Origin of the sequence: Geodermatophilus sabuli (assembly GCF_010686765.1) — a bacterium.
Lineage (GTDB): Bacteria > Actinomycetota > Actinomycetes > Mycobacteriales > Geodermatophilaceae > Geodermatophilus > Geodermatophilus sabuli_A.
Genome location: NZ_JAAGWF010000010.1, coordinates 236728 through 249834, shown reverse-complemented (window position 1 = coordinate 249834; position 13107 = coordinate 236728). Strand labels below are relative to the sequence as shown.

The 13107-nt window shown below is 73.0% G+C and carries 7 protein-coding genes and 1 tRNA gene; 6 read left to right on the top strand and 2 right to left on the bottom strand.

The features are described 5' to 3' along the window. Positions 1-312 precede the first annotated feature (312 nt). The 4 genes from gltB (at position 313) to GCU56_RS11640 (ending at position 8942) form a co-directional block, all read left to right on the top strand. Positions 313-5004 carry a glutamate synthase large subunit gene (gltB, locus tag GCU56_RS11655; protein WP_204331892.1) on the top strand — a complete coding sequence of 1564 codons (4692 nt, stop codon included), beginning with the start codon at positions 313-315 and terminating at the stop codon, positions 5002-5004. Next, positions 4997-6487, top strand: coding sequence for a glutamate synthase small subunit (locus GCU56_RS11650; RefSeq protein WP_163481879.1), 1491 nt, complete (start codon positions 4997-4999; stop codon positions 6485-6487). Before gltB ends, GCU56_RS11650 begins: the two co-directional genes overlap by 8 nt. Before the next feature lie 131 nt (positions 6488-6618). Next, positions 6619-8034, top strand: coding sequence for a pyruvate kinase (gene pyk / locus GCU56_RS11645; protein WP_163481878.1), 1416 nt, complete (start codon positions 6619-6621; stop codon positions 8032-8034). After that, positions 8031-8942 (top strand): acyl-CoA thioesterase, encoded by a 912-nt coding sequence (locus GCU56_RS11640; protein ID WP_163481877.1) that lies wholly within the window; start codon positions 8031-8033, stop codon positions 8940-8942. Before pyk ends, GCU56_RS11640 begins: the two co-directional genes overlap by 4 nt. Before the next feature lie 46 nt (positions 8943-8988). Here GCU56_RS11640 and GCU56_RS11635 read toward each other — a convergent pair whose 3' ends face one another. After that, positions 8989-10650: a pyridoxal-dependent decarboxylase gene (locus GCU56_RS11635; RefSeq protein ID WP_345771787.1), complete on the bottom strand. Its 1662-nt coding sequence runs from the start codon at positions 10648-10650 to the stop codon at positions 8989-8991. 111 nt (positions 10651-10761) lie between these two features. Then, positions 10762-10835 (bottom strand) — tRNA-Leu (locus tag GCU56_RS11630). 60 nt (positions 10836-10895) lie between these two features. Here GCU56_RS11630 and GCU56_RS25175 point away from each other — a divergent pair. Then, positions 10896-11501 (top strand): response regulator, encoded by a 606-nt coding sequence (locus GCU56_RS25175; RefSeq protein WP_163481876.1) that lies wholly within the window; start codon positions 10896-10898, stop codon positions 11499-11501. A 186-nt stretch (positions 11502-11687) separates the two neighbouring features. Next, a complete protein-coding gene (locus GCU56_RS11620; protein ID WP_163481875.1) occupies positions 11688-13022 on the top strand; it encodes an ABC transporter substrate-binding protein in 1335 nt (444 codons plus the stop codon). The last annotated feature ends 85 nt before the right edge of the window (positions 13023-13107 follow it).

Here is a 13107-nt window from a genome sequence, read left to right as displayed (position 1 = left end):
GGAGGAGGCGCCGCAGAAGCCGGATGAACCCGCGGTTACGGCTGTGTACCCTTCCCCCCAGACCTCCCAGTGATCCTGGCGGGGTCCCACGCGTCGGAACCGGGCCAGTGCCGCCCCGCGGACGACAGTCCAGGAGGCACCACCCCTCCTGGACTCGCGAGCCCGAGCGGCAGCGGTGATCCTCGGACCACCGCCGCTCATGGCTCTCCCGCAGTGCCGCCCCCTCCGCCTCTGACCACCGGCCCGGGCCCACGCCCCCCGCCCGCCCCGTCGACGACGACGGCCGGACGGCGCGCCGACGACGGGAGTGACATGTCCGAGTCCACCGCCCCCGCCGCTGCGGCCCCCGCCTCCGGCGGCCGCCGCACCACCGCGCGCGCAACGGCCGTCCCCTTCTCCGCGGTGCCCCCGGCCAGCGGCCTCTACGACCCGGCCAACGACACCGACGCCTGCGGCGTCGCCTTCGTCGCCGACGTCCGGGGTCGCCGGTCCCGGAAGATCGTCGCGGCCGGGCTGACCGCCCTGCACAACCTCGACCACCGCGGTGCCGCGGGGTCCGAGCCCAACTCCGGCGACGGCGCGGGCATCCTCACCCAGGTGCCCGACGCGTTGCTGCGCGCCGAGGTCGGCTTCGACCTGCCGCCGCTGGGGGAGTACGCGGTCGGGATCGCGTTCCTGCCCGTCGACGAGGCCGAGCGGGCCGCGCGGGTCGAGGACGTCGCCCGTCTCGCCGCGGAGGAGGGCCTCACCGTCCTGGGCTGGCGCGAGCTGCCGGTCGACCCGGACGGCGCCGACGTCGGCCCCACCGCGCGCGCCGTCATGCCGCACTTCGCGCAGCTGTTCGTCGCCGAGACGATGGGCGGTCGCGCCGACGCGGCCGCCTTCGGCGGCAACGCGGCCGTCAACGGCGTCACCCGGCTGGAGCGGCGCGCCTTCGTGCTGCGCAAGCGCGCCGAGCGGACGGCGACCGAGGCGGGCAGCTCGCTCTACATCGTCTCGCTGTCCTCCCGCACGGTGACCTACAAGGGCATGCTGACCACCGACCAGCTGCCGGCGTTCTTCCCCGACCTGCGCGACGAGCGCTACGAGTCGGCGATCGCGCTGGTGCACAGCCGGTTCTCGACCAACACGTTCCCGAGCTGGCCGCTGGCCCACCCGTTCCGGCTGATCGCGCACAACGGCGAGATCAACACCATCAAGGGCAACCGGAACCGGATGCGGGCCCGCGAGGCCAAGCTGGAGACGACGCTGTTCGACGGGCCCGCCGGTCCGGCGTCCGAGCTCGGCCTGGACCGGATCTTCCCCGTCACGGCCAGCGACTTCAGCGACTCGGCCACCTTCGACGAGGTGCTCGAGCTGCTGCACCTGTCCGGCCGGTCCCTGCCGCACGCGGTGCTGATGATGATCCCGGAGGCGTGGGAGAACCACGACGAGATGGACCCGGCCCGCCGGGCCTTCTACCGGTTCCACGCCTCGATCATGGAGCCGTGGGACGGGCCCGCCGCGGTGGCCTTCACCGACGGCACCCTCATCGGCGCCGTCCTGGACCGCAACGGGCTGCGCCCCGGCCGCTGGTGGCACACCAGGGACGACCTGGTGGTGCTGGCCAGCGAGGTCGGCGTGCTGGAGATCCCCGACGCCGAGGTGGTCGCCAAGGGCCGGCTGCAGCCTGGCCGGATGTTCCTCGTCGACACCGCCGCCGGGAAGATCGTCTCGGACGAGGCGGTCAAGGGCGCGCTGGCCGCCGAGCACCCCTACGAGGACTGGCTGCACGCCGGCCTGGTGCACCTGCCCTCGCTGCCCGAGCGCCGCCGCGCCCGGCCCAGCCACGAGTCCGTCGTCCGCCGGCAGCTGATGTTCGGCTACACCGAGGAGGACCTGCGCGTCCTGCTCACCCCGATGGCCTCCACCGCGGCCGAGCCGATCGGCTCGATGGGCACCGACACCCCCGTCGCCGCCCTCTCGGACCGCTCGCGGCTGCTCTACGACTACTTCGGGCAGCTGTTCGCCCAGGTGACCAACCCGCCGCTGGACGCGATCCGCGAGGAGCTGGTCACCAGCCTCGGGCGCACCTTCGGCCCCGAGCAGAACCTGCTGCAGGCCACCCCGGCGTCCTGCCGGCAGGTGTTCCTGCCCTTCCCGGTCATCGACAACGACGAGCTGGCCAAGATCCTGCACATCGACGACGACGGGGACCTGCCCGGCTACGCCGCCGTCCGGATCACCGGCCACTTCGACGTCACCGGCGGTGGGGCGGCGCTGGCGCAGGCGATCGAGCAGCTGCGCACCAAGGTGAGCAAGGCGATCGCCGCCGGCGCCCGGGTCATCGTGCTGTCCGACCGGGACTGCGACGAGGCCCGGGCCCCCATCCCGTCGCTGCTGATGACCGCCGCGGTCCACCACCACCTGGTGCGGCAGAAGACCCGCATGGAGGTCGGGCTGGTCGTCGAGTCCGGCGACTGCCGCGAGGTGCACCACGTCGCGCTGCTGCTGGGCTACGGCGCCGCCGCGGTCAACCCCTACCTGGCCTTCGAGTCCATCGAGGACCTCATCCGGGACGGGATGCTCACCGGTGTGCAGCCGGCGCAGGCCGTCCGCAACGTGGTGAAGGCGCTGGGCAAGGGCGTCCTCAAGGTCATGAGCAAGATGGGCATCAGCACCGTCGGGTCGTACACGATGGCGCAGATCTTCGAGGCCGTCGGGCTCTCCCAGGACCTGGTGGACGAGTACTTCACCGGCACCTCCTGTCCGCTCGGGGGCGTCGGCATCGACGTGCTGGCCGAGGAGGTGGCCATGCGCCACCGCCGCGCCTACCCGGAGAACCCGGCCGAGCGGGCGCACCGTCGCCTGGAGACCGGCGGGGACTACCAGTGGCGCCGCGAGGGCGAGGTGCACCTGTTCAACCCCGAGACGGTGTTCCTGCTGCAGCACGCCACCCGGTCCCGGCAGTACGAGGTCTTCGAGAAGTACACGCAGGCCGTCGACCAGCTCTCCGAGGACGCCGCCACCCTCCGCGGGCTGTTCACGCTGCGGACCGGGGTGCGCCCGCCGGTGCCCATCGAGGAGGTCGAGCCGGTCAGCGAGATCGTCAAGCGGTTCTCCACCGGCGCGATGAGCTACGGCTCCATCTCGCAGGAGGCGCACGAGACGCTCGCCATCGCCATGAACCGGCTGGGCGGCAAGTCCAACACCGGTGAGGGCGGCGAGGACCCCGGCCGCTTCCAGCCCGACCCGGACGGCGACCTGCGCCGCTCCGCGGTCAAGCAGGTGGCCAGCGGCCGGTTCGGCGTCACCAGCGAGTACCTGGTCAACGCCGACGACATCCAGATCAAGATGGCCCAGGGCGCCAAGCCCGGCGAGGGTGGTCAGCTGCCCGGCGCCAAGGTGTACCCGTGGGTGGCCCGGACCCGGCACTCCACCCCGGGGGTCGGCCTGATCAGCCCGCCGCCGCACCACGACATCTACTCGATCGAGGACCTCAAGCAGCTGATCCACGACCTGAAGAACGCCAACAACGAGGCGCGGGTCCACGTCAAGCTGGTCAGCGAGGTCGGGGTCGGCACGGTCGCCGCGGGTGTGAGCAAGGCGCACGCCGACGTCGTCCTGATCTCGGGGCACGACGGCGGGACGGGGGCGGCGCCGCTGACCTCGCTCAAGCACGCCGGCTCGCCGTGGGAGCTCGGCCTGGCCGAGACGCAGCAGACGCTGCTGGCCAACGGGCTGCGCGACCGGATCGTGGTGCAGGCGGACGGGCAGATGAAGACCGGCCGCGACGTGGTCATCGCCGCCCTGCTCGGCGCCGAGGAGTACGGCTTCGCCACCGCTCCGCTGGTCGTCTCCGGCTGCATCATGATGCGGGTCTGCCACCTCGACACCTGCCCGGTCGGCGTCGCGACGCAGAACCCCGAGCTGCGCAAGCGGTTCACCGGGCGGCCGGAGTTCGTCGTCACCTTCTTCGAGTTCCTCGCCGAGCAGGTCCGCGGCTACCTCGCCGAGCTGGGCTTCCGCTCGCTGGACGAGGCGGTGGGCCGCGCCGAGCTGCTGGACACCCGCAAGGCGGTCGACCACTGGAAGGCCGCGGGTCTGGACCTCAGCCCGATGCTCGCCGTCCCCGAGCTCCCCGAGGGGGCGCCCCGGCACCGGGTGCGCGAGCAGGACCACGGCCTGGACGTCGCCCTCGACCAGACCCTCATCCAGCTGTGCGAGGGAGCGCTGCTCGACGCGCGGCCGGTGAGCCTGGAGCTCCCCGTCCGCAACGTCAACCGCACCGTCGGCACGATGCTCGGCTCGATGGTCACCCGCCGCTTCGGTGGGGAAGGGCTGCCCGACGGCACCATCGACCTGACCTTCACCGGGTCGGCCGGCCAGTCGTTCGGGGCGTTCGTGCCGCGCGGGATCACCATGCGGCTGTTCGGCGACGCCAACGACTACGTCGGCAAGGGCCTGTCCGGCGGGCGGATCGTCGTCCGTCCGGCGCGTGAGGCGACCTTCGCCGCCGAGGACAACGTCATCGCCGGCAACGTGATCGGCTACGGCGCGACCGCCGGGGAGATCTTCCTGCGCGGCCGGGTCGGTGAGCGGTTCTGCGTGCGCAACTCCGGTGCGCTGGCCGTCGTCGAGGGCGTGGGCGACCACGCGCTGGAGTACATGACCGGCGGTTCCGCCGTGATCCTCGGGGCGACCGGCCGCAACATCGCGGCCGGCATGTCCGGGGGCGTGGGCTACGTGCTCGACCTGGCCCGCCACCGGGTCAACAGCGAGATGGTCGACGTCGAGCCGCTGGACGGCGAGTCGGCGCAGTGGCTGCGCGACGTGCTGGTCCGGTACGCCGCCGACACCGCGTCACCGGTCGCCGCGGCGCTGCTGGCCGACTGGGGTCGCTGGGCCGAGCAGTTCAGCGTGATCATGCCGCGCGACTACCGTCGCGCGATCGAGGCCCGGCGCGCCGCGGAGGCCGCCGGCACGGACGTCGACAGGGCAGTGATGGAGGCCGCACGTGGCTGACTCGACCGGGTTCCTCAAGTACGACCGGGCCCTGCCGCCGCGCCGGCCGGTCGACATCCGGCTCCTGGACTGGAAGGACGTCTACCTCACCCGCGAGACCGGTGAGGACGCCGTCTTCCCGGTGACCGCGATCCGCCAGCAGGCCGCCCGGTGCATGGACTGCGGCATCCCGTTCTGCCACCACGGCTGCCCGCTGGGCAACCTGATCCCGGAGTGGAACGACCTCGCGCGCCGGGACGACTGGACCGAGGCGGTCGAGCGGCTGCACGCGACCAACAACTTCCCGGAGTTCACCGGGAAGCTGTGCCCGGCGCCGTGCGAGGGCTCCTGCGTGCTCAACCTGCAGGAGTCACCGGTCACCATCAAGCAGATCGAGTGGGAGATCATCGACCAGGCGTTCCAGCGCGACCTGGTCACCCCGGTGCCGCCGCAGGAGCACACCGGCAAGAAGGTCGCCGTCGTCGGCTCGGGCCCGGCCGGGCTGGCCGCCGCCCAGCAGCTGACCCGCGCCGGGCACGACGTGACCGTGTACGAGCGGGCCGACCGCGTGGGCGGGCTGCTCCGCTACGGCATCCCCGAGTTCAAGATGGAGAAGGCCGTCCTCGACCGGCGGCTGGACCAGATGCGGGCCGAGGGGACGCGGTTCGTGACCGGCGTCGAGGTCGGTGGCGGTGCCGAGGGCGATCTGTCGGTCGAGCAGCTGCGGGCCGACAACGACGCCGTCGTCCTCTCCGGCGGTGCCACCGTGGGCCGCGACCTGCCGGCACCGGGCCGGGAGCTCGCCGGCATCCACCTGGCGATGGAGTACCTGCCCTTCGGCAACCGGCAGGCCCTCGGCGAGCTCGACGACCCGCCGATCAACGCCCGGGGCAAGCACGTCGTGATCATCGGCGGCGGTGACACCGGCGCCGACTGCCTGGGCACCGCCCACCGCCAGGGCGCGGCCTCGGTGACCCAGCTGGAGATCATGCCGGCCCCGCCGGACCAGCGGGACCCGCTCAGCAACCCGTGGCCGACCTACCCGATGATCATGCGGGTCTCCAGCGCGCACGAGGAGGGCGGCGAGCGGCTCTACTCGGTCAACACCGAGCGGTTCATCGATGACGGGAACGGCACCGTGCGGGCGCTGCTGCTGCACGAGGTCGAGCGGGTCGACGGCCGGTTCCAGAAGATCGAGGGCAGCGAGCGCGAGCTCCCGGCCGACCTGGTCTTCCTCGCCATGGGCTTCACCGGCGCGCAGCGCGAGGGCCTGCTCGAGGGCCTGGGTGTGGAGATCGACGGGCGCGGCAACGTCGCCCGGGACGGGGAGTTCATGTCGACCGTCCCCGGGGTCTTCGTCGCCGGCGACATGGGCCGTGGCCAGTCGCTCATCGTGTGGGCGATCGCCGAGGGCCGGGCCGCCGCCGGCGCCGTCGACACCTGGCTGACGGGGGCCTCGCTGCTGCCCCGGCCGGTGACCCCCACCGCGGTCGCGCTCCGCTGACGGGGCCGGGAGCCGGACCCGTCCGCGGGTCCGGCTCCCAGTTCGGTCCGTGCGCCCCCGTCCGGGGGCTCGCCGCCGGGCCTGCGAGGGGGTGAGCAGGACGAGGTCTCTCAACCACTAGCGTTCAGGACATGTCGCGCCGCGCCAAGATCGTCTGCACGCTGGGACCGGCGACCGGCTCCCTCGAGCAGGTCACCGCCCTCGTCGAGTCCGGGATGGACGTCGCCCGGCTGAACTTCAGCCACGGCTCCCACGCCGACCACGAACGGGCCTACCAGCTGGTGCGTGAGGCATCGGACCGCACCGGCCACGCGGTGGCCATCCTGGCCGACCTCCAGGGGCCCAAGATCCGGCTGGGCACCTTCGCCGACGGCCCGGTCACGTGGGAGACCGGCAGCCGCGTCTGCATCACCGTCGACGACGTGACGGGCACCGCCGAGCGGGTCTCCACCACCTACAAGGGCCTGGCCGCCGACGTCCGCGTCGGTGACCGGCTGCTGGTCGACGACGGCAAGCTGGCGCTCTCGGTGGTCGGCGTCGACGGCCCGGACGTCTGGTGCCTGGTCATCGAGGGCGGCGAGGTGTCGAACAACAAGGGCCTGTCGCTGCCGGGCGTCGCCGTGAGCGTGCCCGCCCTGTCCGAGAAGGACGAGGAGGACCTCCGCTTCGCCCTGCACCTCTCGGTGGACTTCATCGCGCTGTCCTTCGTCCGCTCCCCCCGGGACGTCGAGCTGGTGCGCGACATCATGCGGCAGGAGGACGTCTCCGTCCCGGTCATCGCCAAGCTGGAGAAGCCGGAGGCGGTGGAGAACCTCGAGGCGATCGTGGAGGCCTTCGACGGGATCATGGTGGCCCGCGGCGACCTCGGCGTGGAGCTGCCGCTGGAGCAGGTGCCGCTGGTGCAGAAGCGGGCGGTGCAGGCGGCCCGCGAGCGCAACAAGCCGGTCATCGTCGCCACCCAGATGCTCGAGTCGATGATCAGCGCCTCGCGGCCCACGCGCGCCGAGGCCTCCGACGTCGCCAACGCCGTCCTGGACGGGACCGACGCGGTCATGCTGTCGGGCGAGACGTCGGTGGGCCGGTACCCCATCGCCGCGGTGCGCACGATGGAGCGGATCATCGACGCGGTCGAGAGCGCCCACGTCGGCGTCCCCGACCTGGTCCGGGTCTCGCGGTCGCGGTCCGGGGCGATCGTGCGCGCCGCCAGGGACGTCGGCGAGCTCATGGACGTCAAGGCGCTCGCGACGTTCACCCAGACGGGGGACACCGCCCGCCGGCTCGCCGCGCTGCACCCGCGGCAGCCGCTGCTGGCCTTCACCGTCGACGCGCGGGTCCGCAGCCAGCTGGCGCTGTCGTGGGGCGTGGAGACCTTCCTCGTGCCCTCGGTGCAGCACACCGACGACATGGTGCGGCAGGTGGACTTCTCGCTGCTCTCGATCGGCCGGCTCCGCGAGGGCGACCGGGTCGTCGTCGTCGCCGGCAGCCCGCCCAACACCGTCGGGTCCACCAACCTCATCCGCGTGCACGAGGTGGGCACCGACTCATGAGCGTCATGAGCGAGCCGGCGGGCCGGGCCCCGACCCCGGGGGACGGCGACAGCCAGGCGGCGGCGCTGATGGTCGTGCTCGACCTCGACGAGCGGGAGCCCGACGTCTTCGTCGGGCAGACGCCCGCCACGCGGATGCAGCGCATCTTCGGCGGCCAGGTCGCCGGCCAGGCGCTGATGGCCGCCGGGCGGACCGTGCCGCCCGAGCGGGGCGTGCACTCGATGCACGCCTACTTCCTGCGCCCCGGCGACCCGCAGGAGGAGATCCGCTACGCCGTCGACCGGATCCGGGACGGCCGGTCGTTCACCACCCGCCGGGTGCTGGCCTGGCAGCACCGCAAGGGCGAGGACGTCGCCATCTTCGCGCTGACGGCCGACTTCCACGCCGGGCAGCCGGCCGTGGTGCAGCACGCACTGCCGATGCCGGAGGTGCCGGGCCCGGACGAGCTGCCCTCGCTCGCCGACGTCGCCGTCCGCCACGGGGAGCGTGCCTCGGGGGCTCTGGAGATCGGCCGGGCGGTCGAGCAGCGACTGCTCGAGGACCCGTTCGAGGGCCGGAGCAAGCAGCCGCCGGACACCGCCACCCGGGTCTGGATGCGGGTGGCCGGTCGGCTGCCCGACGCCCCGGCCGTCCACGCGGCCGCGCTGACCTTCGTCAGTGACCTGACCCTGCTCGGCGCCGGGCTGGCGCGGGTCGGCGGCTGGGGTGACCGGTACTCCGGCGCGAGCCTCGACCACGCGGTGTGGTTCCACGCTCCGGTCCGGGCCGACGAGTGGTTCCTCTACGAGACCGACAGCCCGGCGGCCTCCGGGGGCCTGGCGCTGTGCTTCGGGCGGATCTGGTCGGCCGACGGGACGCACGTGGCCACGGTCGCCCAGGAGGGTCTGCTGCGGGCCGCGGAGGGCTGAGGGAGCAGCCTGCTGCCCTCCGTGGCGCGTCGGCTCCCGCCGGGCCCTACCGGGAGGCCGCGGTGCCCTCGCCGGCCGCCAGCTCCTCCTGCGCGTCCACCTGGGTGGCGGTCTCGTCCTGGGCCGCCGGGACCTCCGGGAGCGGCGTCTCGTGCGGGGGCGGCTCGGGCACCGCCACCGGAGCGGGCGCGGCGCCGGCGGCCCGCAGCGCGGCGGCCTGCCGCGCGCGCTCGGCGGCGGACTCGGCGAAGTCGGCGGCCAGCCAGTCGTGGCCGTCGCACAGCAGTGCCCACGCCCGCTGCACGTGCGGCCGCGTCGTGGTCGGGGCGCCGATGGCCACCCGCAGCACCACCTGGCCGCGGACGGTCGTGTGGGTCAGGAACACCTCGCCGCCGTCGTTGAGCCGCTCCAGCAGGGTCATCGTGGCCACGTCGGCGTCCACGTCGGCGGGCCAGCGGGGGCGCAGGCAGACCAGGGACAGCGGATGCGGGGTGGCGACCTCGAAGCGGTCGTCGGCCCCGGCCCAGGCGGCGAGCTCCTGGGCCAGCGCGACGCCGGAGCGCACGTGCGCCCGCAGCCCCTCGGCGCCGTACCAGCGCAGCACGAACCACAGCTTGAGGGCGCGGAACCGGCGGCCGAGCTCGATCTGCCAGTCGCGGTAGTCGACGACGGCGCCGGCGTCGGTGGCGGAGTTGCGGAGGTACTCGGGCAGGATCGCCAGCGCCCCGGTGAGCGCGGCCCGGTCGGCGACCCAGAAGAGGGTGGCGTCGAAGCCGGTGAGCAGCCACTTGTGCGCGTCGGTGGTGTAGCTGTCGGCCCACTCGACGCCGGCCTGCAGCTCGCGCAGCTCGGGCGCCACCGCGCTCACCCCCGCGTAGGCGGCGTCCACGTGCAGCCAGACGCCGTGCCTCTGGCAGATCGGACCCAGCGCGGCGAGCGGGTCGATCGCGGTGGTCGACGTCGTCCCGACCGTCGCGCAGACCAGCACCGGCTTCAGGCCACGCGCGGTGTCGCGCACCAGCCGCGCCTCGAGCGCCGCCGGCCGCATGGCCAGGTCGCCGTCCACCTCGACGATGCGGACGGCGTCGGTGCCCAGGCCGGCGATGCGGACCGCCTTCTCCATGGAGGAGTGCGTCTCGGCGGAGACGTAGACGGTGTACTCCTCGGGGCGCACGCCGTCGCGGACGGTCGCGCCGCCGCTGGCCCGGTGCAGTGCGGCGAGCAGGGCGACCAGGTTGGCGCCGGAGCTGGAGTCCTGGACGACGCCACCGCCGGTGCCCGTGGAGCGGAAGGACTCCGGCAGCCCCAGCAGCTCGGCGAACCAGTCGAGGACGTGCTGCTCGAGTTCGGTGGCGGCGGGGCTGGTCACCCAGGACATGCCCTGCACGCCGAGGCCGGCCGACACCAGGTCGCCGAGCACCGACGGGCCCGAGGTGTTGGCCGGGAAGTACCCGAAGAACCCGGGGTGCTGCCAGTGCGTGACCCCGGGGAGGACGACCCGGTCGAGGTCGGCGAGCACGGCGGAGATCGGCTCGCCCTGCTCCGGGGCCGACGCGGGCAGGGCCTCCCGGACGTCACCCGGGGCGACGGGGGAGCGGACGGGGAAGGAGCCGATGCGGGTCCAGTAGTCGGCGATCCAGTCGACCACCTCGTGGCCGTGCCGGCGGAACTGCTCGGGGGTCATGTGCGGGGTGCTCGGCTCGCTCACGGTGCCCACCGTATGGCGGGCCGCCGGGCCGGGTCCGACCGGTCTCCGGCCCGGGGAGGCGGCACCGAGGTGGTGTCCGCGTGTCGTGCCGTCACGCCGCACCGGACTGCGTGCCCCCGGTGCGACTCGAACGCACACTGCGCGGGTTTTGAATCCGCTCCCTCTGCCGATTGGGGTACGGGGGCCGGCTGCCCGAGCAGCCTACGTGGGCGTCCCCCCGGCTCCGGCATCGCTAGGCTCCGCGCGTGAGCACCGAGACGATCCGGGTCCTCATCGCCGAGGACGAGGCGCTGATCCGCCTCGACCTCAAGGAGATGCTGGAGGAGGAGGGGTACACCGTCGTGGCCGAGGTCGGCGACGGGCAGCAGGCCGTGGACCGGGCGACGGAGCTACGGCCGGACCTGGTGGTGCTGGACATCCAGATGCCGGTCCTCGACGGGCTGTCGGCCGCCGAGCAGATCGCCGGCTCCCGGATCGCCCCGGTGATCGTCCTGACCGCCTTCAGCCAGCGCGAGCTGGTCGAGCGGGCACGGGACGCGGGCGCCATGGCCTACCTCGTGAAGCCCTTCTCCAAGAACGATCTGGTGCCGGCCATCGAGGTGGCCCGAGCGCGGTTCGCCGAGATGACCGCTCTGGACGGCGAGGTCCGCACCCTCGAGGAGCGGCTGGAGACCCGCAAGGTCGTCGAGCAGGCGAAGGGCCGGCTCATGGCCGACCAGGGCATGACCGAGGCCGAGGCGTTCCGCTGGATCCAGCGGTCGGCGATGAACGAGCGGACGTCGATGAAGGCGCTGGCGCAGCGGATCCTCCAGCCGGAGGCCGCGGCGGAGGTGCCTCCGGACCGAGGGTGAGGCCACTCCCGCCGGAGTCAGTTCTGTCGCCCGTTGTGCTGAAGTCCGTCGTTGGAGGTCACAACCCCATCACGGTCCGGTCGACCCCTCTTCGGGGCCCGATCCCAGCGGTTACCTTCCCCCCACTGATCGGGTCAGCCCGCCTGGGTTGACCGCGTGCACGACCGAAACAGTGGGAGTTGCTTGATGCGCACTGGCATCCTCGCGCGGAGCGCCGCCGTGTCGGCCGCGGCCCTGCTCGTCCTCACCGCATGCGGCGGTGGCGACGACGAAGGGGCCGCCGCCGAGGGCGACGGCGGTGGCGGTGGCGAGAAGCAGGTCAACATCTACGGCACCGACGGCAACATGGGCAACGCCCTCGGTGAGGACTTCACCGAGAACGGCGCCCTGGCCGGGATGAAGGGCACCACGCCCCTCACCGAGCTCGGGTCGGACTTCACCGACCGCCTCCTGGAGATCGACCCGGCGCTGCAGGACTACAACTACGCCGGTGAGACCTACGACGCGATCATCATCACCGCGCTCGCGGCGCAGGCGGCCGGGACCAACGACGCCAACGTCTTCAAGGCGTACGTCAACGGCATCACCACCGGCGGAGACACCTGCACCGACTTCGCCGCCTGCCTGGAGCTCATCAACAGCGGCGGGAACGTCGACTACGACGGCATCTCCGGTCCGCTGAGCTTCGCCGATGCCGGTGAGCCGGCCCAGGCGAGCTTCGGTCTCCTGCAGTTCGGCGACGACAACGCCCTCGACAACGACGCCACCGAGTACGTCCTGGCCGGCGACGAGTCGGGCGCCACGTCCGACGAGGGCCCGGCGTACGCGCCGCCCGGCGCGACCGGCGGCCCGCTGGTGATCGGCACGCTGCTGCCGCTGACCGGCAACCTGGCCTTCCTCGGCCCGCCCGAGGTGGCCGGCGCGAAGCTGGCCGTCAACGACATCAACGCCGCGGGCGGCGTGCTGGGCGCCCCGGTCCAGCTGGTCGAGGGTGACTCCGGTGACGCCTCGACCGACACCGCCACCCAGACCGTGGACCGCCTGCTGCAGTCGGGCGTCAACGCGATCATCGGCGCGGCGTCCTCCGGCGTGAGCCTCACGGTCATCGACGCCATCACCGGCGCCGGTGTCATGCAGTTCTCGCCGGCGAACACGTCGGACCAGTTCACCGCCTACAACGACAACGGGCTGTACTTCCGCACCGCGCCCCCGGACACGCTGCAGGCCCGCGCGCTGGCCGACCTGATCATCGCCGACGGCAACAACACCGTGGGGATCCTGGCCCTGAACGACCCGTACGGCACGGGCCTCGCGGAGAACACCCTGAACAACCTCGTCGACGCCGGCCTCTCCGAGGACGACATCGTGAGCATCACCTACGACCCGCAGGCGGCGAACTTCGACGCCGAGGTCCAGCAGATGGTGGAGTTCAACCCCGACGCGATCGTCGTCATCGGGTTCGAGGAGTCCTCTCGGATCCTGCAGGGCCTCAACGACCAGGGCATCGGCCCGCAGCGCTGAGGTACGAGGCGCTGTGATGCTGCAGCGCCGAGAGGCTGTGGACCCACAGCACTGAGTTGGCAGGGCAGTGGCCCGGCACCGGCGA